Annotated in this window: 20 protein-coding genes, 1 tRNA gene and 1 pseudogene; 12 read left to right on the forward strand and 10 right to left on the reverse strand. The window is 66.7% G+C overall.

The genetic code is table 11. The annotated features are described in order from the left end of the window. The first annotated feature begins 2 nt into the window (after positions 1 to 2). The gene (locus tag M5E06_RS21155; protein WP_252139877.1) at positions 3 to 1,244 is read left to right on the forward strand and encodes a recombinase RecT; all 1,242 of its coding nucleotides are present in this window, start codon (positions 3 to 5) and stop codon (positions 1,242 to 1,244) included. Between the two features lie 197 nt (positions 1,245 to 1,441). Here M5E06_RS21155 and M5E06_RS21160 read toward each other — a convergent pair whose 3' ends face one another. Beyond that, positions 1,442 to 2,239: a hypothetical protein gene (locus M5E06_RS21160; protein ID WP_252139878.1), complete on the reverse strand. Its 798-nt coding sequence runs from the start codon at positions 2,237 to 2,239 to the stop codon at positions 1,442 to 1,444. Positions 2,240 to 2,304: 65 nt separating this feature from the next. On the opposite strand from M5E06_RS21160, the gene M5E06_RS21165 reads away from it, so the two are divergent. The 3 genes and pseudogenes from M5E06_RS21165 to M5E06_RS21170 all read left to right on the forward strand — a co-directional run bounded on the left by M5E06_RS21165 (position 2,305) and on the right by M5E06_RS21170 (position 4,772). Continuing rightward, entirely contained in the window at positions 2,305 to 3,513 is a 1,209-nt protein-coding gene (locus M5E06_RS21165) for a phosphoadenosine phosphosulfate reductase domain-containing protein (protein ID WP_252139879.1), read from the forward strand. 3 nt (positions 3,514 to 3,516) lie between these two features. Next, positions 3,517 to 3,672, forward strand: a pseudogene (locus tag M5E06_RS35895) (helix-turn-helix domain-containing protein); the annotation flags it as partial. A 26-nt stretch (positions 3,673 to 3,698) separates the two neighbouring features. Beyond that, positions 3,699 to 4,772: a tyrosine-type recombinase/integrase gene (locus tag M5E06_RS21170; RefSeq protein WP_252139880.1), complete on the forward strand. Its 1,074-nt coding sequence runs from the start codon at positions 3,699 to 3,701 to the stop codon at positions 4,770 to 4,772. A 30-nt stretch (positions 4,773 to 4,802) separates the two neighbouring features. Here M5E06_RS21170 and M5E06_RS21175 read toward each other — a convergent pair. Continuing rightward, positions 4,803 to 4,895: transfer RNA gene (locus M5E06_RS21175), tRNA-Ser, on the reverse strand. 281 nt (positions 4,896 to 5,176) lie between these two features. On the opposite strand from M5E06_RS21175, the gene M5E06_RS21180 reads away from it, so the two are divergent. After that, on the forward strand, positions 5,177 to 5,413 hold the full coding sequence (locus tag M5E06_RS21180) for a hypothetical protein (protein WP_014188024.1): 237 nt from the start codon (positions 5,177 to 5,179) through the stop codon (positions 5,411 to 5,413). A 36-nt stretch (positions 5,414 to 5,449) separates the two neighbouring features. On the opposite strand, the gene M5E06_RS21185 is transcribed toward M5E06_RS21180, so the two are convergent. Continuing rightward, a complete protein-coding gene (locus M5E06_RS21185; RefSeq protein ID WP_252139881.1) occupies positions 5,450 to 7,231 on the reverse strand; it encodes a PAS domain-containing sensor histidine kinase in 1,782 nt (593 codons plus the stop codon). A 165-nt stretch (positions 7,232 to 7,396) separates the two neighbouring features. After that, positions 7,397 to 8,848 carry an Asp-tRNA(Asn)/Glu-tRNA(Gln) amidotransferase subunit GatB gene (gene gatB, locus M5E06_RS21190; RefSeq protein WP_109152814.1) on the reverse strand — a complete coding sequence of 484 codons (1,452 nt, stop codon included), beginning with the start codon at positions 8,846 to 8,848 and terminating at the stop codon, positions 7,397 to 7,399. Positions 8,849 to 9,102: 254 nt separating this feature from the next. On the opposite strand from gatB, the gene M5E06_RS21195 reads away from it, so the two are divergent. Continuing rightward, entirely contained in the window at positions 9,103 to 9,819 is a 717-nt protein-coding gene (locus M5E06_RS21195; protein WP_252139882.1) for a Clp protease/crotonase-like domain-containing protein, read from the forward strand. Here the strand turns inward: M5E06_RS21195 and M5E06_RS21200 are convergent. Together M5E06_RS21200 and fliN are read right to left on the reverse strand one after the other, a co-directional pair. Beyond that, a complete protein-coding gene (locus M5E06_RS21200; protein ID WP_252139883.1) occupies positions 9,800 to 11,059 on the reverse strand; it encodes a diaminopropionate ammonia-lyase in 1,260 nt (419 codons plus the stop codon). The two genes, M5E06_RS21195 and M5E06_RS21200, sit on opposite strands and share 20 nt — an antisense overlap. A 161-nt stretch (positions 11,060 to 11,220) precedes the next feature. Further along, entirely contained in the window at positions 11,221 to 11,523 is a 303-nt protein-coding gene (gene fliN / locus M5E06_RS21205; RefSeq protein WP_085084056.1) for a flagellar motor switch protein FliN, read from the reverse strand. A gap of 238 nt (positions 11,524 to 11,761) precedes the next feature. Between fliN and M5E06_RS21210 the strand changes: the two genes are divergently transcribed. Further along, positions 11,762 to 12,604 carry a sulfurtransferase gene (locus M5E06_RS21210; RefSeq protein ID WP_252139884.1) on the forward strand — a complete coding sequence of 281 codons (843 nt, stop codon included), beginning with the start codon at positions 11,762 to 11,764 and terminating at the stop codon, positions 12,602 to 12,604. A gap of 1 nt (position 12,605) precedes the next feature. On the opposite strand, the gene murJ is transcribed toward M5E06_RS21210, so the two are convergent. Next, a complete protein-coding gene (gene murJ / locus M5E06_RS21215) occupies positions 12,606 to 14,156 on the reverse strand; it encodes a murein biosynthesis integral membrane protein MurJ (protein ID WP_252139885.1) in 1,551 nt (516 codons plus the stop codon). A 135-nt stretch (positions 14,157 to 14,291) separates the two neighbouring features. Here murJ and M5E06_RS21220 point away from each other — a divergent pair, with 135 nt between their 5' ends. Further along, the gene (locus tag M5E06_RS21220) at positions 14,292 to 15,074 is read left to right on the forward strand and encodes an alpha/beta fold hydrolase (RefSeq protein WP_252139886.1); all 783 of its coding nucleotides are present in this window, start codon (positions 14,292 to 14,294) and stop codon (positions 15,072 to 15,074) included. Between the two features lie 147 nt (positions 15,075 to 15,221). After that, complete coding sequence (gene eno, locus M5E06_RS21225) at positions 15,222 to 16,499, forward strand: phosphopyruvate hydratase (RefSeq protein ID WP_109152808.1); 1,278 nt, start codon at positions 15,222 to 15,224, stop codon at positions 16,497 to 16,499. Positions 16,500 to 16,566: 67 nt separating this feature from the next. On the opposite strand, the gene M5E06_RS21230 is transcribed toward eno, so the two are convergent. Continuing rightward, on the reverse strand, positions 16,567 to 17,631 hold the full coding sequence (locus M5E06_RS21230; RefSeq protein ID WP_252139887.1) for an extracellular catalytic domain type 2 short-chain-length polyhydroxyalkanoate depolymerase: 1,065 nt from the start codon (positions 17,629 to 17,631) through the stop codon (positions 16,567 to 16,569). 399 nt (positions 17,632 to 18,030) lie between these two features. Beyond that, entirely contained in the window at positions 18,031 to 18,654 is a 624-nt protein-coding gene (locus M5E06_RS21235) for a peroxiredoxin (protein WP_502801999.1), read from the reverse strand. Between the two features lie 341 nt (positions 18,655 to 18,995). Here M5E06_RS21235 and M5E06_RS21240 point away from each other — a divergent pair, with 341 nt between their 5' ends. Together M5E06_RS21240 and M5E06_RS21245 are read left to right on the forward strand one after the other, a co-directional pair. Further along, positions 18,996 to 20,624, forward strand: a complete 1,629-nt coding sequence (locus M5E06_RS21240; protein ID WP_252139888.1) for a type I secretion system permease/ATPase — start codon at positions 18,996 to 18,998, stop codon at positions 20,622 to 20,624. A 70-nt stretch (positions 20,625 to 20,694) separates the two neighbouring features. Beyond that, positions 20,695 to 22,110, forward strand: a complete 1,416-nt coding sequence (locus M5E06_RS21245) for an HlyD family type I secretion periplasmic adaptor subunit (RefSeq protein WP_252139889.1) — start codon at positions 20,695 to 20,697, stop codon at positions 22,108 to 22,110. Between the two features lie 205 nt (positions 22,111 to 22,315). Here the strand turns inward: M5E06_RS21245 and M5E06_RS21250 are convergent, their stop codons facing one another. After that, a complete protein-coding gene (locus tag M5E06_RS21250; RefSeq protein ID WP_252139890.1) occupies positions 22,316 to 22,735 on the reverse strand; it encodes a hypothetical protein in 420 nt (139 codons plus the stop codon). A 320-nt stretch (positions 22,736 to 23,055) separates the two neighbouring features. On the opposite strand from M5E06_RS21250, the gene M5E06_RS21255 reads away from it, so the two are divergent. Next, positions 23,056 to 24,891 carry a PHA/PHB synthase family protein gene (locus tag M5E06_RS21255; protein ID WP_109152803.1) on the forward strand — a complete coding sequence of 612 codons (1,836 nt, stop codon included), beginning with the start codon at positions 23,056 to 23,058 and terminating at the stop codon, positions 24,889 to 24,891. Positions 24,892 to 24,985: the final 94 nt, after the last annotated feature.

Here is a 24,985-nt window from a genome sequence, read left to right on the forward strand (position 1 = left end):
TCATGAGCAAGAACGCCGTCACCGAGACCAACGAGCAGCAGAACCCCATGGTGCTGGTCCGTCGCGATCTCGACAAGATGGGCAGCGAGTTTGCCGCCGCCCTTCCTCAGCACATCCCCCTGGACCGCTTCAAGCGCGTTGCCCTCACCGCGATCAACAAGAACCCCGGCCTGCTGAGCGCGGACAAGCGCTCGCTGATGGGGGCCTTCGTGATGGCCGCCCAGGACGGCCTGCTGCCCGACGGCCGCGAGGGCGCCATCGTGATGTATGGCAACCAGGCGCAGTGGATGCCGATGGTCTACGGCATCATCAAGAAGATGCGGAACTCGGGTGAGTTGGCGTCGATTGGCGCCCACGCCGTCTATGCCAAGGACCGCTTCAAGTATGTCCTGGGTGATGACGAGCGCATCGAGCATGAACCGACCATGGCCGACGACCGCGGCCCGATGGTTGCCGTCTATGCCACCGCAAAGCTGAAGGACGGTACGATCCAGCGCGAGGTCATGATGCGCGCGGACGTCGAGAAGGTGCGGCAGTCCAGCCGGGCAAAGAATGGTGGCCCTTGGAAAGACTGGTACGAGGAGATGGCGCGCAAGACCGTGGTGCGCCGGCTGTCCAAGTACCTGCCGATGTCCACCGAGGTGGAGCAGGTGCTGCGCCGGGACGATGCGCTCTACGCCGTGAGCAGCGGATCGGGTGCGCCGCAGATCGCCGGCCCGGCGCCGCGGACCGCCGCCGGCCAACTCGACGGCTTCGCCGCCTCCCCCATGCTCGAACACGATGCGGGCTCCCGCGCCGACCAGCAGGACGAGCAGGATCAGCCCGAACCGAATCACCCGCTGGTCGATACCGAGGGCGAGGTGATCTTCGAGACCACCAGCAGCCAGGACTGGATGAAGCGGTTTGAGGAGGCACTGAAGATCACCTCCGATCCTGTCGCGCTGTGGAAGGTCAACGAGACCGCGCTTGAATGGGCGGCCGACATGCTCGACGGCGGCGACGAGACGATGCTGCGCCTGCGGCAGACCTATCTGGAGAAGCCGGCGGAAACCGCCCCGGCGGACGACTGGGAACTGGAGTTGGAGCAGCTGCAGGAGGGTGCCCGCGACTGCAAGACGATCCCGGACCTGAACGCCTACAAGATCGAGGTTGGCAAGCGGCTGCAGGCCCTGCCGGAGCAGATGTTCGAACGCTGGCAGTCGTTCTCGAAGACGCTGGCCGCCGAGCTGAAGGGGGCGAAGTGATGGCCCGCCGCAGCCGCAGCTACCAGCGCCGCCAGGAGCGGCGCGCTACCATCGGCCGAAAGGAGGCGGGCCTCAGCGCCCGCGAGGCCCTGGAGGCCACCGGTAACGTCGCCGCGAAGAACGTGCTGGAGATCGCTTGCGCAAGCACGGTGTTCCATCCATTGAAAGCAACGGAGCGACCAACGTTATGGGCCCGGTCAAATTGGAGCATGGAAGTCTGCGGGGCCTCCATGCGATCTCTCCTCAACTGGTTTTCCGCCCGGGGCGCTAACCTCATCCCAACCATAATGGAGCGCAAGCGTCGTTCTAATCAATGTCAGTTCAGTCATCACTTTCTCAGTTGCCTCAGCCAAATCTCCCGCCACCTCATGAAGCGTTGCAATTCCACTTTGAATAGCTTGTTTTCCAAGCATCAGCCCATTTTTAGCGCCCTTCTGATGTTGCGCCACAACATATGCTTTTGCCGCTATATTATGCGGCAACATATGGAAATCTTCCCAACTCGCAGAGAAGGTTGGTGGGTTCAAAAAATCTATCATTTGAAAGGCTTGAGATGCATTTTTATTTCCGATCGCTTGAGCATGACTCAGAAGTTTGTTTTGGAGAGTGAGGTCAGCTGCACACAGGCCAGCATCACAGAAAAATGCCCAGGCGAAAGCCTCTGCACGAACACGCTGTGCGTGCAGCTCTCTCGACCGTTGGTCAGAGATCGTCCACCAAGCTGCACCGAGAACGAACGCTCCACCGAGGAAGGTCGCAATACTTCCTATCAGTCCCTGCCAATGGTACAGCCTCTGCCAAAATGGATCCTGCAGATGTGCCGGCGGTGTCGACAAAGCCGAGGCGATCTCGCGCGCATCTGCGCTGGACGGCAGCTCCCACTTCAGCGGGGGCAAAGCCTCGCTAAGGAATGGCCATGCAAACAGCAAGAACACCGCGCCCAATATGAGAAGGGCCAGTTCAATGCCGGAAAGGGAAGGAGTGATTTTCTTCATGCCCTGAATCTGCAGCTTGACCGCGCCTCTATGCAAGCAGAACTGGCGCAAGCCGGGGGTGGAGTATGAGCCGCGCCCAGCCCACCCTCTTCGAGGATATGCGGAGCACCCTGCCCGAGGCCATCGACCTGACGGTCCAAAGCCTCCAGGCCTACGGTCCCCAGCACGAGCATTGGGCCATTGCCTACAGCGGCGGCAAGGACTCCACCGCCACGCTAACCCTCATCATGCATCTGATCGAGACCGGCCGAGTGCCGGCGCCGAAGTCGCTGACGGTCTGCTACGCCGACACCAGGATGGAGTTGATCCCGCTGGCGTTCGCCGCGACCCGGATCATGGAGCAGTTGCGGGCGCGCGGCGTCGACGTCCGGATCGCCGTGGCGCCGATGGACCTCCGCATGATGGTCTACATGCTGGGCCGAGGCGTGCCGCCGCCCTCCAACTCCTTCCGCTGGTGCACGCGCCAGATCAAGGTCGAGCCGATGCAGGCGGTGCTGGCCGATCTGCTGGAGAAGGTGCCCGGCACCATCCTGATGCTGACCGGCGTCAGGATCGGCGAGTCCGCGGCACGCGACGCCCGTATCGCCGTCAGCTGCGGCAAGGATGGCGCCGAGTGCGGCCAGGGCTGGTACCAGGAGGTGCTTCCCGACGCCGCCGGCATCCGCGGTCGCATCGCCACCCTCGCGCCGATCCTTCACTGGCGGGTCTGTCAGGTCTGGGACTGGCTGATGTTCGAAGCCCCGGCGCTGGGCTGGGCGACGGCCGATGTGGCGGACGCCTATGGCGGTGACGAGGCCGAAGAGGTCAACGCCCGGACCGGATGCATCGGCTGCCCGCTGGCCAGCCGCGACCTGGCGCTCGAGACGGTGCTGCGTTCCCCCCGCTGGGCCTATCTCCGGCCGCTGGCCGACCTGAAACCGCTCGTCTATCGCGAGCTGCGCAAGCCGCAGTGGCGGCTCCGGAAGACCGGGCTGGACGAGGCCGGCAACATCGCCGCCGGCAAGAACAAGCAGCGCATGGGCCCGATCACCCTGGACGGCCGCCGGATGGCGCTGGAGCGGGTGCTCGACATCCAGGGCCGATGCAACAAGGCCGCCGGCCGGCTTGGCCGCCCGACAATCGATCTGCTGAACATGGAGGAGGAGACGCGCATCCGGGAACTGATCGCCGCCGAGACTTGGCCTCAGGGCTGGGGCGGCGACGAACCGACCGGCGACGTGCCGCTCGATCTGGTCTATCGCGACGGGCTGGTACAGCCCCTGCTGGTGAGGTGATCCATGCCCGACCCTGAGCGGATCCAGTCAGCCCGCGCCGCTGAGATCACCGGCCTATCGATTCGCACCGTCCAGTATCTGGCCTCTGGCGGAAAGGTCCCTGGCGCCGCCATGCTCGGCGGGCGCTGGACATTCGATCCCGAACAACTCCGGCGCTGGATCAAAGACCAGGAGGAAAAAGCAACATGCCGTCCAATCTCTACAAGCGCGGCACCGTCTGGTGGTGCCGCATTCAAGCCGGCGGGACCGAGCATCGACGAAGTTTACGAACGGCTGATCGGAAGGAAGCCGAGCGGCGCTTCGCGCAGTTCAAGACGGAACTCACCGCAGCCGTCCACTTCGGCGAGTCGCGGCTGAGCTGGAAGGCCGCCGTAGTGCGGTACCTGACGGAGGTCGGGCCGCACGCGGTGAAGCCCGGAACGCTGAAGCGCTACACCGTCAGCCTGAACCAGTGCGGTCCACGCCTGGAAGGGCTCTACATCGACCAGATCACCCGGAAGACGATCGGCGACTTGGTGAGCGCCCGGCGGAAGGCCGGCGCCTCCAACGCCACGATCAACCGCGATCTGACCGCAGTGTCGGCGGTCGTCGGCGCGGCGCTGGAGTGGGGGGCGTGCGAATCGAACCCCGCCCGCGACTTCAACCGCCGCATGACGCGGGAGCGTCGGGACCCGATCAACCCGCCGGAACGGATGGACGTGGAGGCGGTCATTGCCCGCTGCCCTGGCCGGTTCGCGCACATGGTCCGCTTCCTCGACGGCACCGGTTGCCGCCAGGAGGAGGCCGCCGGGCTGACGTGGCCTCAGGTCAACCTGAAGGCTGGTACCATCACCTTCACCAAGACGAAGACCAGCCGGCCGCGCACGATTCGGCTGGACCAGCCGCTGGTGCAGATGCTGGACACCCTGCCCCGCTTCCTGGGGTCGGAGTTTGTGTTCTGGCACGACGAGGGCAGCCGGTATCTGAACGTCAGCGCCCGGTTTGCCCAGATGGTGAAGTCGGCACAGGAGTCGGCACAGAAAGCCGGCACATCGTTCCGGCCCTTCCGGTGCCACGATCTGCGGCACGGCTTTGCGGTGCGGGCGCTTCAGAACGGCTGGGACATCTACGCGCTGTCCAAGCATCTGGGGCACAGCAGCGTGAAGACGACGGAGATTTATCTGGGGTATGTGCCAAACAGGGACGGCACAAAAACCGGCACAGATATAACGGTTCGCCAGGAGTTGCAGCTCCCGACGACCGCGAAGGCTATCAGCTAAGGTATTGATTTTCTTGCGTAAGCCACGCGGTGGCGGAGGGGATGGGATTCGAACCCACGATAGGGCTTTAAACCCTATGACGGTTTAGCAAACCGTTGCCTTCAGCCACTCGGCCACCCCTCCAGCCAGTGCGGTGCCCGTGGGGCATCGCTGGCGTGGGGAGGGTTCTAGCGGCCGGCCGTAGCCTTGTCAACGCTTACGGAGGCACAAATCCGCTTTTCCCGAAAATCGATAGAGAAGGACAAATCTGTATAAAATTTTAGGTACTTTTTAACGGAAGGCGGATATGATGCCACTATGAGCAATAAAAAGCCTGGGTGACGCACAACTCGGTCGCGCGGGGGTTTCGCGAAGGCCCGCCCCGCCGGACAGTGACGCCGCACCCCGTCGCCGTGGAGGATGCCATGACCCTGTCACGCCGTTGCGCCGAAACGCTGATCGACCTTGTCGAGATCAAGCTGAGCTGCCTGGAGATCACCGACCGCGAGGACCAGCGCGAAAAGGAACTGCTGCAGCGCTGCGTGCAGGAACTGAACGCCGAACTGCGCGGAGAAAACGGTGCGCTCGCCAATTTCGCAGCGCCCAAGCGCCGCGGCCGGCGGCCCAAGCATCTGCAGTTCCACGAACTGCACGTCGCCTGAATTGCCGACCACCGTCTGACCGGGCGCGCCACCGCATCACCCCAATGCCGGCTCCTCCGCCAGGGCCGGCTGCATGGCCGGCGCCTCGCGCGGCAGCAGGATGGTGAAGCGGGTGCCCTGCCCCGGCCAGGACTGCACCGACACGGTGCCGCCCAGCGGGCCGGTGACGGTGTTGAACACGATGTGCAGCCCGAGACCCGACCCGCCCTGCCCGCGCTTGGTGGTGAAGAAGGGGTCGAAGACCTTCGACAGATGTTCCGGCGCGATGCCGACGCCATCGTCGATGAAATCGATCCGCACCTTGTCGGACCCGTCCGGCTGGGCGGTGATCCTGATCGTGCCGGACGGCGTCTCCGACAGGCGCTCGCCGTCGCCATAGGCGTGGACGACGGCGTTGATGACCAGATTGGTCAGCACCTGCCCCAGCGCGCCGGGAAAGCTGTCCATCGTCAGCTCGTCGTCGCACTCCACCGCCACCTTCAGGTTGGTGCGCTTCAGGCGGGGCCGAAGCGAGAACAGCAGTTCGCGGATATAGCTGCCCAGTTCGAACACCCGCCGGTCGCCGGAGGATTGGTCGACCGCCACCTGCTTGAAGCTCTGCACCAGCGACGCCGCGCGGTCCATGTTGGCCATCAGCAGACGGCTGCTTTCGCTCAAGCCATCCAGGAACTCCAGGAAATCCGAGCGCCGCAACGTGTTGCCGGCGAAGCGGTCGCGCAGGGCCTGCGCCTGTTCGCCGATGTGGCTGGCCGCGGTCAGGCCGATGCCGATCGGCGTGTTGATCTCGTGCGCCACCCCTGCCACCAGTTGGCCCAACGACGCCATGGTCTCCGCCTGGATCAGGCTTTCCTGTGCCTCGCGCAGGTCGGCCAGGGCCTGTTCGGCCTCCTCCCTGGCCTGGATCATCGCCGACTCGGCGGCCTTGCGGTCGGTGATGTCGTAGAGCCAGGTCAGCAGCGCCGATTCGCCATCCAGTTCGATGCTGTTCCACGATGACAGCACCCAGACGATGCTGCCATCCGGCCGGCGGAAGCGGAGTTCGGCATTGCGGAAAGCGCCCTCACGGTCGAATCGGGCGATCAGCGCCTCGCGGTCGGCAGGGTCGGCATAGAGGTCCGCCACCGGCGAGCGCATCAGTTCCGCCCGGTCGCGCCCCATCAGCCGCACCGACTGGGCGTTGCAGAACAGCCAGCGGCCGTCGCGGGTGGTGACGTTCACCGCGATCGGCGCCGCCTCCATGATCTTCAGCAGCCGCTCCTCGCTTGCGCGCAGCCGCTCTTCCTGCCGGCGGGCCTCGGTGATGTCGGTCATGATGCCGGCATAGCGCACCGCCCGGCCGGTCTTGTCGCGAAAGGCGCGGCCCTTGGCGGCGATCCACACCCAGCCGCCGGCCTCGTGGCGCAGGCGGTAGGAATAGGCGTAGGCCGAGGTCTCCCCCGCCAGATGCGAGGCGATGTGGGCCAGCACCCGGTCGCGGTCTTCCACATGCAGCCGCCGTTCCCAGAAATCGGGCGGCATGGCCGGCCTGCTGCGATAGCCCAGTATCCGCGGAAAGGTGTCCGACCACCAGCAGGTGCCGGCCACCAGATCGGCGTCCCACACCGCGGCCCCGGTCGCCTCCAGCGCCATTTCCAGCCGCTCGCCGATCTCCGGTTCGTGGAGGGGCGCCGCCGCGACCCTGCCGGGTCCGGTGCCGGGTCCCGACATGACCGGCGAACGGCCGTCCGTCCGGCGCCCGGCATACCGGCCCAGCAGCACCCCGAGCAGACCGCCGACCGCACCAGCCGCCAGCGCCACCATCACCGGCTCCGCCGCCATGGTTCCTCCACCGTTTCCAGCACTGTGGCGATGGAAACCGGGAAAATTCAACTGCGGCTTTGCCGTACAGACGGACAGTACCCAAGAAAAAAGCCCCTCCGCCGGGCGGAGAGGCTCTCTTTCGGACAGGGCGGGGATTTCGCCCCGCCAACAGGCTGTGGCCGTTTAGCCTTTCAGCTTCTTGGTCAGGATTTCGTTGACCATGGCCGGGTTGGCCTTGCCCTGGGTCGCCTTCATCACCTGACCGACGAAGAATCCGAACAGCTTGTCCTTGCCGCTGCGGAACTCCGCCACCTTGTCGGGGTTGGCAGCCAGCACGGCGTCGATCGAGCCTTCGATGGCGCTGGTGTCGGTGACCTGGCGCAGACCCTTCTTCTCGACGATGTCGGCGGCCTTCTCGCCGGTCTCGAACATCGTTTCGAACACTTCCTTGGCGATGCGGCCGGAGATGGTGTTGTCGGCGATCAGGTCGATCAGGCCGCCGAGATTCTCGGCCGACACCGGGCTCTCCTCGATCTCCTTGCCGGCCTTGTTCAGATAGCCGAACAGCTCGCCGGTAACCCAGTTGGAGGCCAGCTTCGGATCGCGACCCTTGGCCACCGCCTCGAAATAGTCGGCCTTCGACTTCTCCGAAACCAGCACGCCGGCGTCATAGACCGACAGCTTATAGTCTTCGATGAAGCGGGCCTTCTTGTCGTCCGGCAGTTCGGGCAGCGTCTTCTTGATGTCCTCCACCCACGCCGCGTCGAGTTCCAGCGGCAGCAGGTCGGGGTCGGGGAAATAGCGGTAGTCGTGCGCCTCTTCCTTCGACCGCATGGAGCGGGTCACGAACTTGGTCGTGTCCCACAGCCGGGTCTCCTGGTCGATCTTGCCGCCTTCCTCGATGATCTCGATCTGGCGGCGCGCCTCATACTCGATCGCCTGCATGACGAAGCGGATCGAGTTGACGTTCTTGATCTCGCAGCGGGTGCCGAAGGGATCGCCCGGCTTGCGCACCGACACGTTGACGTCGCAGCGCATGGAGCCTTCCTCCATGTTGCCGTCGCAGGTGCCGAGATAGCGCAGGATGGAGCGCAGCTTGCGCACATAGGCGCCCGCCTCTTCCGAGGACCGCATGTCAGGTTCCGACACGATCTCCATCAGCGCCACGCCCGACCGGTTCAGGTCGATGTAGGTCTTGGACGGGTGCTGGTCGTGCAGCGACTTGCCGGCGTCCTGCTCCAGGTGCAGGCGGGTCACGCCGACGGTGCGGCTGGTGCCGTCCGGCAGGTCCAGCACGATCTCGCCCTTGCCGACGATCGGCTGCAGGAACTGGCTGATCTGATAACCCTGCGGCAGATCGGCGTAGAAGTAGTTCTTGCGGTCGAAGACCGAGTTCAGGTTGATCTGCGCCTTCAGGCCCAGACCGGTGCGCACCGCCTGCTCGACGCAATATTCGTTGATGACGGGCAGCATGCCGGGGAACGCGGCGTCGACGAAGCTGACCTGGCTGTTCGGCGCGGCCCCGAATTCGGTGGCGGAGCCGGAAAACAGCTTCGCGTTCGAAATCACCTGGGCATGGACCTCAAGCCCGATCACCACTTCCCAATCGCCCGTTTCACCCTGGATGTACGACATCGTTCCGCTCTTCGACGTTCACGGCACGGGACCGGACGGGCGCCGCCCTGGAAAAGGGCGCCCCGGCCATACCCTTGGAATCCTGTTTCTTCTAACGCCCTTTGCGCCCGCGCGCACGCTTTATCGCGCCGCCGCTTTCCTGCCCCCGCCTTACCACCGCCCTACTACCATTGTGCGGCCGGCCACAGACGCGCCGTTAACCCTCAGGCAAGCTTTGCCCGCCACGCTGAACCGGACGAGCGCAGGAGAGTCTGATGTCGGTGCGAAAGCTGGTGCGGAAGGTCGGGTTCGGTGTCGGTCTGGGCGCCCTGCTGATGGCGGGCGCCGCCCTCGGCCATGCCGCCACCCAGCCGGACGGCCTGTCGCTCAGCCCCGTCGGCAGCCCGGCCGGCCCGGTCACCGTCAACCCGGCACCTGCCGCGCCCTCCTCGTCCGACTATCCCGATGCCGCCATGTCCCGCGACGACCAGGGCGACATCACCATCCTGCGGCTGGACGGCATCATCACTCCGGGGGCGGAGCGCAGCTTCGTCGATGCCCTGCGCGCCCTGCCCGCCCGCCGGCCGCTGGTGATCGAACTGTCTAGCCCGGGCGGCTTCACCGCCGCCGGCTACCGGATGATCGACGCCGTGCTGGCCGAGCGCCAGGGCGGACGGCCGGTCGCCACGCGGGTGCGCGACGGCGATTCCTGCGAAAGCATGTGCGTCGGCCTCTATCTGGCCGGTTATCCGCGCTATGCCGCCCCGCGGGCGGAATTCATGGTGCATGCGCCGCGCATGGCGGAGAATGGCCGGATGACGATCCGCTCCATCCAGATGATGGTGGACCGTCTGGTATCCCTCGGTGCCTCGCCGGCCTGGATCCAGCGGGTGACGGCGGAGGGCGGTTTCTCCGGCGCCCGCGATTACCGCGAGACCGCCGACCGGCTGAGCGCCGACGGCGCCAACATCGTCACCGACCTGCTGCGCTGACCAGCCCCTCGGCGACCGCCTCCGGCGTACGGCCGACGATCCGCTCGTAAACCTCCGGGTCGGTCGCCCCCTCGGTCCCGAACACCAGCACGCGGGCGTCGGGGACAAGGCCCAGCGCCAGCCGGGTCTCCTCATGGGCCGCGGCGCAGAGCAGCCCGGCCAGCCCGGCGACGCCGGATTCCCCGGCCACCACCGGCCGGCCGCCATGCTTGCCTTCCGCCAGCTTGCGCATGGCGGCAATGGCCCCTTCGTCGGGAATGGTCAGGAAATCGTCGGCGCCGCGTTCCAGGATCGCCCAGGCCAGCAGCGAGACCTCGCCGCAGGCAAGCCCGGCCATCACCGTGTCCAGATCGCCCTCCGACCGGACCGGACGACCGGCCACTGCGCTCTGGTACAGGCAGTCGGCGCTGTGCGGTTCCACCACCACGAAGCGCGGGCGCTGGCGGCCCCAGCTTTCCCACAGATGGCCGCAGACCGCGGCGGGCAGCCCGCCGACGCCGCCCTGTACGAAGACATGGGTCGGCCGCTCGCTGGCGGGAAGCTGGGAGATCGCCTCCTCCACCATCATGGTGTAGCCCTGCATCACATCGCGCGGCACATCCATATAGCCGGTGTAGGAGGTGTCGGAGACGACGAACCAGCCCTGCTCCGCCGCGTCGGCGGCGGCCCGGCGCACCGCGTCGTCATATGGCCCGTCGACCACCACCACCCGCGCCCCGTACGCCTCGATGGCGTCGCGGCGGCCGGGCGTACAGGCGGCGGGCACGTACACCACGCACTTGCAGCCGAACACCTGCGCCCCCCAGGCGACCGACCTTCCATGGTTGCCGTCGGTGGCGGTGGTGACCGTCAGCGTCCGTGTCACCTTGGCATAGCGGCCGACGACGAGGTCCAGCGCGGTCACCGGCACGCCGGGCACCCGCGCCGTCACCTCCCGCGCCAGCAGCCGCAGCACGGCGTACGCCCCGCCCAGTGCCTTGAAGCTGCCGAGCGCGAAGCGTGCGCTTTCGTCCTTGTACCAGAGACGGTCGATCCCCGCCTCCCGCGCCAGCCCCGGCAGGGAGCGAAGCGGGGTGGGTGCATAGCCGGGCCAGGCGCCAATCTCCGCCATCGCCTCCTCGAAGGCGGCCCGGCTGAGGATCGCGCGTTCCGACGGGCCATAGACCCGGTCATGGTCGGCATGCGGATTGGAAAAATGGCGCGGCAGGCAGGAGGATGGGGAGACCGCATGGTGGGGCATGGCTTCGCTCTCCGGGCCGGCGGTGCCGTCGGCGACGGAACATCCCACGACCACGCACAACGAGACCAAAAGCCACCGCCCGCCGTCAAGACGCCAGCGGGAGCGCGGCTGCTACCGAATGAAGCATTCCGGAAGGCGGGCTCAATGGCGGGACGACGCGCTCAGCGCTTCCATTCGCGGCTGGACTTGATGAAGTCGGTCAGGGTGACGCCGATCTTGTCGTCGATGATCGCCACCTCGCCGCGGGCGACCAGCACGCCTTCGACATAGACGTCGGTCGGGTCCTTCAGATGGCGGTCAAGTTCCACGACGGCGCCACGGCCCAGCTTCAGCAGGTCGCGGACGCGGAGCATGGCGGTGCCGATGACGACCTTGATCTCCACCGGCGCGTCGCCAATGGCGAAGGACGAGGCGTCGCCGTCGTTGGGATCGGCCGCGCCGAGCAGGTCGTCGATGTTGGCCATGTCTGTCCAAGCTCCCGCGCCGGAATGGGCGCCTTCTTACACGAACGGGACATCCTACACCCCAGACGGGTTAGCCGGCAACGCCACCGACCGATGGGGATTGCGACAAGATTGGGCTTTTCCCATACCGGCGCTTCGCCCACACTGTCGGCCCGCCCACCTGCCGGCCTTTTCGTTGCCGATGCGCAACAATCCAGGCAAGGCAGGGCATCGACCAACCGGAACCGGGTTCATCCTGATGACCGACAGCAGCATTTCCCCGCTTGTGGACGCTTCCTGGCTGAAAAGCCGGCTCGACAGCCCCGGCATCGTCGTCCTCGACGTGCGGACCCCGCCCGTCGGCGGCTTCGTTTCGGGATCGGTTCATTCCGACTACGCAACGGCTGGCTGGCGGACCGTGGTCGGCGGCGGGGCTGGGATGCTGCCGGAACCGGATGTGCTGGCGGGGTTGATCGGCGGTCTGGGGATAGGCAACGGCGACCATGTCGTTCTGGTGGCGGCCGGCGCCAATGCGTCCGACATGGGCAACGCCACCCGCGTCTATTGGACCTTCAAGATGCTGGGCCACGACGCCGTGTCGGTGTTGGATGGCGGTTTCGCCGCCTGGACCGCGGCCGGCGGCCCGGTGACGCCGAAGCCGGCGGTTCGCAAGCCGACCAGCTTCACCGTCCATCCCCGCACCGACCTGCGCGCCACCCTGGAGCAGGTCGAGGCGGAGGTGCAGGCCGGCGGCACGCCGCTGCACGACGCCCGCTCGCCCGAGCAGTTCGCCGGCAAGGCCAAGAGCCCGCAGGCCCGCGCCCCCGGCACCATCCCCGGCGCGGTCAATCTCGACATCGCCGCCCTTTTCTCCCCGGCGGAGCACCGCTTCGCCTCGCCCGAGGCGGTGAAGGCGATGGCCGACCAAGCCGGACTGCCCTTGCGCGACCAGCCCATCACCTTCTGCAACACCGGCCACCTCGCCTCGGTGTCCTGGTTCGCGCTGAGCGAGATTGCCGGCGTGCCCGGCGTGCGGCTCTATGACGGCTCCATGTCGGAATGGAGCGCCGACCCCGAGCGGCCGTTGCAGACGGAAGGCTGAGCTACGCCTTCGCCCGGCGGCGGCGCAGACGGCTGAGGTCGCTGCGCCGCACCAGCCCCAACAGGACGGCTGCGACGGCATAAACCGCCAGCCCAACCACCGCCAGCACCAGCAGCCCGCCCAGCCGCTCCGCCAAGCCCATGGCGCCCAGCCAGGGAGCCAGCCGCTCCGTCGCCGGCCACAGGGCGCCGGCCATGGCGGCTGCTGCAATCGCCATGCGCGGCAGGTTGCGGGTCAGCCGCGCATCGGCCCGGAACAGGCCGCGCCGGTGCAGCAGCAGCGCCAGCAGCCCGGCATTCACCCAGGCGCCGACGGAGGTGGCGACCGCCAGCCCAACCTGGGCCAGCGGCCCCATCAGCGCCAGCTTCAACGCCACATTGATGCCGACCGCCACCAGCGCCACCCGCACCGGCGTCGCCGTGTCGTGGCGGGCGTAGAAGCCGTTGACCAAGCTGCGGATCACCACGAAGGCCGGCAGCCCCAGCGCATAGGCCTGCAGGGTAAGCGCCGAAGCGGCGGCGTCCGACGGGCCAAAGGCGCCGCGCTGGAACAGCACCGACAGGATCGGCGTGCCCGCCACCAGGAAGGCGACGGCCGCCGGCAGGGTCAGCACCAGCGACAGCTCGATGGCACGGTTCTGGCTGTCGACCGCACCGGCCTCGTCGCCGCTCTTGATCCGCTTGGACATTTCCGGAAGCAGAACGGTCCCGACCGCAATGCCGATCACCCCAAGCGGCAGCTGGTTCAGCCGGTCGGCGTAATAGAGGTAGGACACAGCGCCGGTCGGCAGGGCCGATGCGATCAGCGTATCGGCGAACAGGCTGATCTGCGTCAGCCCCGATCCCAGCGCGGCCGGCCCCAGCACTTTCAGGAAGCGCTTCACGTCGGCCGACAGGCGCGGCATCACCGGCCGCAGCGTCATGTCGGCCCGCCGGGCGTCCCAGGCCAGATAGAGATACTGCGCGACGCCCGATGCCAGAACGCCCCAGGACAGCGCGTGGCCGGCCGTCGGCATCAGCGGCGTGCCGACCACCAGCGCCGCGATCAGGCACAGGTTCATCAGGATCGGTGCTGCCGCGGCGGCCCCGAAGCGGCTCATGCTGTTCAGCACGCCGCCATAGAGCGACACCAGCGAGATCAGCAGCAGATAGGGGAAGGTGATGCTGGTGAACAGCACAGCCAGCCGGAACTTCTCCGGGTCGTCGGCGAAGCCGGGGGCGAAGACCGTCATGAATTGCGGCATGAAGGCCAGCACCGCCAGCAGCAGCACCATCTGCACAATGACCAGCAGCGTCATCACCTCGTCGGCGAAGCGGCGGGCGGATGCTGCGCCATCCTGCACCAGCTTGCCCGAGAACAGCGGAACGAAGGCGGAGTTGAAGGCGCCCTCCGCGAACAGGGCGCGGAAGTGGTTCGGCAGCCGGAAGGCGACGAAGAAGGCGTCGGCCACCGGCCCCGCCCCCAACAGCGCCGCGGTCAGCACGTCGCGCAGGAAACCGAGCACCCGGCTGGCCAGGGTCAGGCCGCCGACGGACAGGATATGACGGAACACGATGGCAGGGTCGCTCTTGTGTTGCAGAATTGGCCGGGCGGCATCCTAGCGATGCGTCCGCGTTCGTCATAGGATCGCCGCCCGCATCCGTCCAGAACGCATCTCCAGTCACCCAATCGGTCAAAGGTCCCCGACATGCCGCAGCAAGCCCTCCCCCTGACCTATCTGGAAGCCGGCGAAGCCAATGGCGGAACGCCGATGCTGGTCCTGCACGGCCTGTTCGGCTCGGCGCGCAACTGGCAGACGCTGGCCCGCCGCTTCGGCGAGCAGCACCGGGTCTATGCGCTGGACCTGCGCAATCACGGCGGCGCGCCCTGGGCGGAGAGCATGAGCTATCCGGACATGGCGGACGACGTGCTGCGCTTCCTCGACGACCGCGGCTTCGCCCGCGCCACCATCGTCGGTCATTCGATGGGCGGCAAGACCGCCATGGCGCTGGCGCTGGCCCATCCCGACCGGGTGGAGCGGCTGGTGGTCGCCGACATCGCCCCCGTCGCCTACACCCACACCCATGCCCCCTATGTCGCCGCGATGAAGGCCGCCAAGCTGGAGGGCGTCACCCGCCGGCCGGAGGTGGAGGCCCAGCTGGCCGACGCCGTGCCGGAGGCGCCGCTGCGCTCCTTCCTGATGCAGAATCTGGTGCTGGAGAACGGCGTCTTCTCCTGGCGGATCAACCTCGACTCCATCGGGGCGAACATGGAGGGGCTGATCGGCTTCCCCGATTTCGCCGGCGCCCGCTATGACGGCCCCACCCTGTTCATCGGCGGCGGCGCGTCGGACTACATCCGGCCGGAGCATCACGACGCCATCCGCCGCCACTTCCCCAAGGCGGAAATCCGCATGATCGAGGGGGTCGGGCATTGGCTGCATGCCGAACGCCCGGCCGAATTTGCGGCGCTGGTGGAGGGTTTCCTCTGATTTCTGCGGCAAAACCCCGCATTTTCGCGTGGTTGTAAGCCGAAGCAGATATTGCATCGCCCGGACGTCGGGGCTATCAAGCCTGCGCGCCTTAAAACGCGGCCTGCGAGACAACGCGGCTGCCATTCCTCGAAGGATCGACCGACCATGAGCGTCATCACCGAGATTCACGCCCGCGAAATCCTGGATAGCCGCGGCAACCCGACCGTGGAAGTCGACGTTGCGCTGGACAGCGGCGCCTTCGGCCGCGCCGCGGTGCCGTCGGGCGCCTCCACCGGCGCCCATGAGGCGGTCGAACTGCGCGACGGCGACAAGTCCCGCTTCGGCGGCAAGGGCGTGCTGAAGGCGGTCGAATCGGTCAACGGCGAGATCTACGACGCGCTCGCCGGCCTGGACGCCGACGACCAGCGCGCCATCGACCTCGCCATGATCGATCTGGACGGCACCGAGAACAAGAGCCGCCTCGGCGCCAACGCCATCCTGGGCGTGTCGCTGGCGGTCGCCCGCGCCGCCGCCGAGGATGCCGGCCTGCCGCTCTACCGTTATGTCGGCGGCGCCTTCGCCTCGCTGCTGCCGGTGCCGATGATGAACATCATCAACGGCGGCGCCCATGCCGACAACCCGATCGACATCCAGGAATTCATGATCATGCCGGTGGGCGCCGAGACCGGCGCCGACGCCATCCGCATGGGTTCCGAGATCTTCCAGTCGCTGAAGAAGAAGCTGAAGGACGCCGGCCACAACACCAACGTCGGCGACGAGGGCGGCTTCGCCCCCAACATCGGCTCCACCGACGAGGCGCTCGGCTTCGTCATGAAGGCGATCGAGGCCGCCGGCTACAAGCCGGGCGACGACGTCATGCTGGCGCTCGACGCCGCCTCGACCGAGTTCTTCAAGAACGGCAAGTACGAGCTGGCCGGCGAAGGCAAGTCGCTGTCGCCGGAGCAGATGGTCTCCTACTGGTCCGATCTGGTCGGCCGCTTCCCGATCATCTCGATCGAGGACGGCATGGCCGAAGATGATTGGGAAGGCTGGAAGGCGCTGACCGACGCCATCGGCAACAAGGTGCAGCTGGTCGGCGACGACCTGTTCGTCACCAACCCGAAGCGCTTGGCCCAGGGCATCCGCCAAGGCGTCGCCAACTCGATCCTGGTGAAGGTCAACCAGATCGGCACGCTGTCGGAGACGCTGGAAGCTGTCGATATGGCGCACAAGGCCGGCTACACCGCCGTGCTGTCGCACCGCTCGGGCGAGACCGAGGACAGCACCATCGCCGATCTGGCGGTCGCCACCAACTGCGGCCAGATCAAGACCGGCTCGCTGAGCCGTTCGGACCGTCTGGCCAAGTACAACCAGCTGATCCGCATCGAGGAGCAGCTCGGCGTCGCCGCCCGCTTCGCCGGCCGCGGCATCCTGAAGGCCTGATCGCGCTGATTTGAAAAAGCCCCTCTCCGGGATACCGGAGAGGGGCTTTTTTATGCGGAGCGGGTGCTCACTCCCCAGCCAGCGCGCCGATCATCTTGCGGACGGCGGTCATCTGGAAGCCGCTCTTGCGGGCGAAGTCGTAGCCGGTGTAGCCGAACCAGTCCCAGCAGGCCTTGGGGTTGGAGGACAGCTTGGCGTCGCCGTCGATCTGCGGGTACAGCACGACGATGTTGTTGACGTCGGCCCAGCGGTTGTAGCCGGCGTTCACGGCGAAATGGTCGCCGATCAGGTTCGACGCCATCTTGCAACCGTGAAAGGCGACATGGATGCGGCAGGTCTGCTTGCCGCCCTCGCAGGCTTCCGGAACATAGATGTAGCCGGTCTTGGCCATGCCGCTGCGGCTGGTGTCGCCGACAAAGGGCGCCTGGTTGAACAGCTGCGGCTGGCGGGCCGCGGTGGGGGCGTTCGGGATTTTGGCGTCGGCGTAGAAGAAGCGGACGATGGCACCGGCCTGATCGTACTGGCAGTTGTTGATGTATTCGCTCTTTTCATCCTCTTTCGGGATGAAGTCGCAGGCGGCGCCATAACCGTCGGTGATATAGGCGTGCGCGGCCTTCGGCAGCTTCACATAGGAGACGTTGGCCTCCGGCACGCCCAGCGCCTTGTAGAACTGCGCAGTGGCGTCGGCGACCGGGCGCTTCACCGTCAGGTCGTTGTCGCCGTTGAACAGGTAGATCTTCGACTGCGCCATGTTAGACAGCGGGTCGATGTCTTTGGACTTCTCGCGCGCCTTGGCGTTGGCGACCAGGGCGGCGACGTCGGGCGCGCCCATCGCCACGTCCATGCAGCGCTTCAGCGCCACCACCGCCGGGGCGATACCGCCCTCCGACACCTCGGCACAGTCATAGGGACCGCCGGCGACGAGGCCCGCCGCCTTGACCAGCCCCGAATAGGCGACCTGGAACTGCCCGGCCATATAGGCGCCGGAGGAAATGCCCGACACCGTGGTCTGCGCCGGGTCGATCTTCAGCTTCAGATCCGACAGCTTGACTTGAGCCGCCGCGGGAAGCGGTGCCAGGACGACGAGCGCCGCCAGCGCGGTTTTCACAATGACTTGCTTGGAAATGCTCATGGGAGGGTCACCTTTGCCCTGCTAAGGGTGTCAACGTCGCATGGACAGCGGCGATCTGCGCCCCGCCCCTTCGTCGCGTCATCCGTCCCCGCCGTGCGGATCCGATCCCGACAAGCCGGGCGGCGCACGATCAGATTGTTGCCGGCCGCCCTGGGGGCTGAAGCCGTGGCCGAAGCCTGCGCCAAAGGTAGCAATGCAATAATGATTGTCTAATAAAAAGATTATCTACCATCGTGTCACACGCATTCATACGTAATGTCGCGCCCTGCCACCGCCGAAGCCAAAGGCGCGGGGCGGTCATGGAAAAGGCCGGCGGAGCCTTCGCCCCGCCGGCCTTTCACCATGCACTCTGCATCACGTATCGCCCTGCGGCACCCGGTCGGCGCCGAATCGGGCGTCTCAGCTCCGCAAGTAAGCCAGCACGGTCTCCGGCGAGGATTCGCCGTAGGGGTCGCCGTTCTCGCCCTCGTCGTTGATGCCCGGTTCCTCGAACCACTTCTCGACGACGCCGTCCTTCACGACCATGGCATAGCGCCAGGACCGGAAGCCGAAGCCGACATGGTCCTTGTCGATCAGCATGCCCATGCGGCGGGTGAAATGGCCCGACCCATCGGGGATCAGCTTCACCTTCTTCAGGTTCAGGCTCTTGCCCCACTGGTACATGACGAAGGCGTCGTTGACGCTGAGGCAATAGACCTCGTCGATGCCCAAATCCTTGAAATCGTCATAGAGCCGCTCGAAGGCCGGGCACTGCTCGTTGGAGCAGGTCGGCGTGAAGGCGCCGGGCAGCGAGAACAGAACCACCCGCTTGCCCTGGAACAGCTCGTCGCTCCGCACATCCTGCCAACGGAACGGGTTGGGTCCGCCGACGCTCTCGTCGCGCACGCGGGTCTTGAACACCACCGAGGGGACCTTGCGCCCTTCCATCATCTTCTCCGGCTGTGGTTGGGGTGGACCGGCGGAATCGCCGCTGCAGGCCACGATACCGGCAATGCCCGGCCCCTCCAACCGGCCATAGGTCATGCGTCCCTGCCGGCCAAGCGAGGCAAATCACCCCGAATGAACAAACAATACCGGGGCAAGTCTGCGCAAAAGTGGTGGCATCCGGTGGCAATCCTGTGACGTCCCCGAATGTTAAGGTCCCATTTACCAAGATGGCGTTCTCTGGCCTCGCCTGCATCCAGTGGGCACTGCGCTGACCGGTGACAATTGGAGGGCTGTTTATGCCTGTTACTACCAAGTCCAACTCTTTTCGACAGCCCGGCAACAATAAGCCGGAAGCCGCTTTCAATCGCGGTTATTTCACCAGGATACTCGTTAGTACATTTATCTTCAGCGCCACCATCAACGCCCTGATGCTGGCCATGCCGCTTTATTCGCTTCAGGTGTTCAGCCGCGCCATTCCGTCCGGCAACTACGATACCCTGATCATGCTGACGCTCATCGTCGTGCTTGCGCTGACGCTGAGCGGCCTGCTGGAGATGGTGCGCTCTCGCCTGCTCGCCCGTGCCGGCAATGCGCTGGAGGTGCGGTGGCGCCGCCGGCTGACCGCCGATGCGCTGGACGCCGCCGGCCGTGGCCGTCCGGACAATGGTCCGCTCGCCGACCTGATGGAGCTGAAGGGCGCCTTCTCGCGTCCCTCGCTGCCGGCGCTGATGGATCTGCCCTGGGCTCCGCTCTACGTCATCGGCATCTACGTCATCCATCCGATGCTGGCGCTGGTGCTGGTGGTGTCGATGGCGATCATGGCGGTGATGGGCTGGATCGGCTACATGGCCGTCAAGGACATCAACGACGAGAGCAAGCTGCCGGCCAGCCGCGCCCAGAAGCTGTTCGAGGCGCTGGCCTCCCGCTCCGACACCGTGCGCGGCCTGCGCATGGGCAACGCCTCGCTGGACGCCGTCAACCGCGACTTCCTGACCGCCAGCGCCATGCAGGGCCAGGGCTATGAGCGCAGCGCTGCCATCGGCGCCGCCACCAAGTGGGTCCGCATGGTCCTGCAGATCGCCGTGACGGGCATCGGCGCCTGGCTGGTGATCGAGCAGCACCTGTCCTTCGGCGGCATGATCGCCACCTCGATGCTGGTCGGCCGCGGCCTCGCCCCGATCGAGCAGACCGCCGGCGCCTGGGGCGGGCTGGTCCGCTCCGCCCAGGCCGTCCGCCGCCTGCTGCCGCTGCTGAAGCGCCTGTCGCGTGAGCCGGAGCGTCCCTCCGTGCCCGTCGAGAGCGAGCGCCTGACCGTCGAGAACCTGCTGTTCGTCTCCCCCCGCGACCAGAAGCCGATCCTGCGCAGCGTCACCCTGTCGGTCGAGCCGGGCGAGACCGTCTGCATCGCCGGCCCCAACCGCTCGGGCAAGTCGGTTCTGGCCCGCCTGCTGGCCGGTGTCGCCCTGCCGTCCGCCGGTACGGTGCGGCTGGGCGGCCTGTCCGTCGCCACCCTGACCCCCGACAGCCCCGACCAGGGCATCGGCTACCTGCCGCAGCAGGTCGATCTCCTGCCGGGCAGCATCGCCGACAACATCGCCCGCTTCACCACCGCCACCCGTGAACAGGTGGAAGAGGCCGCCAAGGCCGTCGGCCTCCACGAGTGGATCGAAAGCCTGCCCATGGGCTACGAGACCGAGGTCAACGATCCGCTGTCCCCGATCACCGGCGCCAGCGCCCGCCTGATCGGCCTTGCCCGCGCCGCCTTCGGCCAGCCGCCGCTGCTGGTGCTGGACGAGCCGACCGCCGGCCTGGACGAGCTGGGCATCAAGGCGGTCCGCGCCTTCGTCGCGGCCTGCAAGGAGCGCGGGGCGACCACCATCGTCATGACCCACGCCCCGATCTTCGTCGACATGTCCGACCACACCTATGTCCTGAAGAACGGCATGGCGATGGAGCTGCCGCGTCCGGACCAGCAGCAGGCCCAGCCCGGCGCCGTCAACCTAGCCCGCCTTCGCAATCTCGGCCCTCAGGGTCCGTCCGCCGCCACGGCGGGGGCCGCCGGCTGACCGCCGGCACCGCCCTCAAGTCCGACCATCCGGCTGAAGACGCCCGACCCGACAGAGCCAAGGAAGCCCCATGACCACGATGACCACGACGTTCCCCGCCCCGCTGTCCGGTGACAACGGTTCTGAAACCCCCGCCGGCAAGCCGTCGCGCAAGACGGCCACCATCACCTCGATCCATGCGCTGCGGGCGACGATGCCGGAAACCAGCGTGCGCGGCCTGCTGCTGGGCGGCTTCCTGGTCCTGGCGGTCGGCTTCGGCGGCATGACCGGCTGGGCGGCGGTGGCCCCGCTGCACAGCGCGATCAGCGCCTCGGGCTCGCTGGCGCCGGAAACCGGGCGCAAGGTGGTGAAGAACACCGAAGGCGGCGTCATCAGCGCCATCCTGGTCCAGGAGGGCGACCGCGTCGAAGCCGGTCAGGTCCTGATGCGGCTGGACAACACCGAGGCGCAGACCCGGCTGGACATGCTGAACGCCGCGCTGGTCGACACACTCGCGTCGGAAGCGCGCCTGTCGGCCGAGCTGTTCGAGAAGCCCGCCATCGAATGGCCGGCCGAGCTGGCCGCCCGCCGCGGCAAGGAGCCGGCGGTCGACAACGCCATGCTGAACCAGGAAAAGCTGTTCCAGGTCCGCCGCAACCAGCTGGAGACCGAGGCGAAGCTGACCCAGGACCGCATCGCCACGCTGGGCGACGAGGTGAGGAGCCTGGAGCAGCAGCGCGCCTTCCTGAACCGCGAGATCAAGCTGTCGGACGAGGACATCCAGATCACCCAGGGCCTGCTGGACCGCGGCAACTCCACCCGCACCAAGCTGGTGGCGGCGCAGAAGGAGAACGCGCAGCTCCACGCCCAGGACCATGAGCTGGAAGCCCGCATGTCGCAGTCGCGCCAGCAGGCGGTCGACGCCCAGGGCGATCTGGTCCGCCGCCGCAGCGACTTCCGCGAAAAGGTGCTGGTCGAGCTGGACAAGGCGCGCGGCGATGCCCAGAAGCTGGCCGAGCAGATCCGCGACGCCAAGAACCGCCTGGACAACCGCACCGTCAAGGCGCCGGACGCCGGCAACGTCGTGATGTACGGCCACCCGGCCGTCGGCGGCACCATCACCGCGAACGAGCCGGTGCTGGACATCGTCCCCGACGACAAGGCCCTGCTGGCCGAGGTCCGCATCCAGCCGAAGGACATCAAGTCGATGGCCGTCGACCTGCCGGTGAAGGTCCAGCTGACCGCCTATGACAGCCGCGTCGTCGGCACCATCGACGGCACCGTGTCCTACGTCTCGGCCGACCGCCTGACCGACAACGCGACGCGCCAGGAATACTATCTGGCCCGCATCCGCCTGAAGGACGCCGACAACCACGAGGTCCGCAACCTGAAGATCAAGGCCGGCATGCCGGTGGAAGCCCGCATCGTGCTCTCCGCCCGCACCCCGCTGGACTATCTGATCCAGCCGCTGCGCCAATCCTACGTGAAGGCGTTCATCCAGGAGTGATGGTGGATGGGGGTGCGAGGTGCTGTGCCCCCTCCCCGACCCTCCCCCACCTCCGGTGGGAGAGGGTGCCTTATGCGAAGCGGCGGCAGTCCCCTCTCCCGCCTTAGCGGGGGAGGGTTAGGGAGGGGGCCATCGAAGCCGACACCTCCCAAACAGAAAAGGCCCCCGGCCATCCGGCCGGGGGCCTTTTCTTTACCCAAAACCCTCAGCTCTTGCCCGGCTGCAGGTTGGGCTTCGGCGGAACCGCCATCGGAGTGGGCAGCGGCTCCGGCATCTGGATCGCTTCCGTCTGCTCCCGCGTGCGGCGGGATGCCGCACGGTCCTCGGCGAGGCGGTCCATCGCCTGCTGGCGCTGCGCCTCGGTGGTCAGATCGGTCGGGCGCGGCGGGACCGTCCCCAGATTGGGGTAGTCGGTGCGCTCCCCGGTCATGTTGCGGATGGGCGACGAATTGTCGCTGACCGGCGAGGGCGCGCCGGTGACGGCCCCCAGAAGGCCGGTGTCCAGCGCCCGGTCGCTGCAGGCCGACAGCCCGAAAACCATTGGCATCGCTACGATTAGCGCGCCGACCGCCCGTCCGGCCGCCACGATGCCCCGAACGCCTTCCTGACTGCCCGTCACCATCATCCTTCCCCGTGTCTGGCCGCCACGCCACACTTGTGCGACGATCCGCGAAATGAAATGTTCACATCAGCGGTGTATGAGAGGTCCCGGATTTCTCCCGCACCGCACCAGAAGGTCGGACCGCCGCACGCCACCCACAGCGACATGGTGCAGAACACCCCCCGGAGACCGCCACCGAAGACCATAGCCCGCAAGCCTGTATAGCCGCCCGTCCGCAAGGCCCAAAGCCCAATCTGGCGCAAGCCGGGCCATGAGGACCATGGTGGTCGACACGATGTGACCGAGACGACGCGACACCCGCCCAAAGAAGAAGGACCGTGCTCATGGCCGAGACCAAGGCCCCCCCCCAGGCTTCCAACCCGGCTTCCCCCCAGGTGCCCGACGTCAAGCTGCCCGATCCGGTCGAGATGTCGCGGGCGATGACCCGCATCGCCGAACAGAGCCAGCGGCTGGTCTCCGAATTCCTCGCGCGCCAGGCCTCCGACGGCGCCGGCCCGAAGAGCCCGGATCCGATGGGCGTCGGCCATGCCTTCCTCGAGATGACCACCCGCATGATGGCCGACCCGGCCAAGCTGATGCAGGCGCAGATGTCGCTGTGGCAGGACTACCTGACCCTGTGGCAGCGCACCACCCAGCGCTTCTTCGGGCAGGAGACGCAGCCGGTCATCGCCCCGGCCAAGGACGACCGCCGCTTCAAGGACGCCGCCTGGGACGAGAACACGCTGTTCGACTTCATCAAGCAGTCCTACCTGCTGAGCGCCCGGTGGATGCAGTCGACCGTCAACCAGGTCGACGGGCTGGACGACCACACCGCCAAGAAGGTCGATTTCTACACCCGCCAGTTCGTCGACGCGATGGCGCCCTCCAACTTCGTCATGACGAACCCGGAGGTGCTGCGCGCGACGATCGAGAGCGGCGGCGAGAATCTGGTCAAGGGGCTGGAGCATCTGCTGAAGGATCTGGAGCGCGGCAAGGGCGAGCTGCGCATCTCCATGACCGACTACGACGCCTTCCAGCTGGGCAAGAACATCGCGGTCACGCCGGGCAAGGTCGTCTTCCAGACCAGCCTGATGCAGCTGATCCAGTACACGCCGACCACGCCGGACGTGAACAAGCGTCCGCTGATGATCGTGCCGCCCTGGATCAACAAGTTCTACATCCTCGACCTGCGCGAGAAGAACAGCTTCATCAAGTGGGCGGTCGACCAGGGCCACACCGTCTTCGTCCTGTCCTGGGTCAACCCGGACGAGACGCTGGCGGCCAAGGGCTTCGAGGACTACATGGTCGAAGGCCCGCTGGCGGCGTTGGACGCCATCGAGAAGGCGACCGGCGAGAAGGACGTCAACGCCATCGGCTATTGCCTGGGCGGCACGCTGCTGGCCTCGACGCTGGCCTACATGGCGGCCAAGAAGGACGACCGCATCAAGTCGGCCACCTTCTTCACCACCATGCTGGACTTCACCGAGGCCGGTGAGCTGTCGGTCTTCATCGACGAGGAGCAGCTGACCTTCATCGAGGGGCAGATGGCCGAGCAGGGCTATCTCGACGGCTCCAAGATGGCGACCACCTTCAACATGCTGCGCGCCAACGACCTGATCTGGTCGTTCGTCGTCAACAACTACCTGCTGGGCAAGGACCCGTTCCCGTTCGACCTGCTGTACTGGAACGGCGACAGCACCCGCATGCCGGCGGCGATGCACAGCTTCTATCTGCGCAACATGTACCAGAAGAACATGCTGGCGCAGCCGGGGGCGGTGACGCTGAAGGGCGTGCCGATCGACCTGGGCAAGGTCAAGGTCCCGACGCTGTTCCTGTCGGCCCGCGAGGACCACATCGCGCCGTGGAAGAGCACCTACAGCGGCGCCCAGCTGTTCAGCGGCCCGGTCAAGTTCGTGCTCGGCGCCTCGGGCCACATCGCCGGCGTCGTCAACCCGCCGGCGGCCAACAAGTACTGCTATTGGACCAGCGACAAGCTGGCCAAGACCTCCGACGAGTGGCTGGAGAAGGCGACCCAGACCCCCGGCTCCTGGTGGCCGGAATGGAACAAGTGGATCGGCCAGTACGCCAACGGCAAGGTTCCCGCCCGCCAGCCCGGCGACGGCGCCCTGCCCGCCCTGGAAGACGCGCCGGGGTCCTACGTGAAGGTCAAGAACGGGTAAGGCAGAGTTCGGCCGCTTATCTGGCGCTTATCTGCACGGCAAACCCCCGCCCTTCCCGGCGGGGGTTTTCCTTTCCGGTCCAATCCGATAGTGT

This window comes from Azospirillum sp. A1-3 (genome assembly GCF_023806445.1).
Classification (GTDB): Bacteria; Pseudomonadota; Alphaproteobacteria; order Azospirillales; family Azospirillaceae; genus Azospirillum.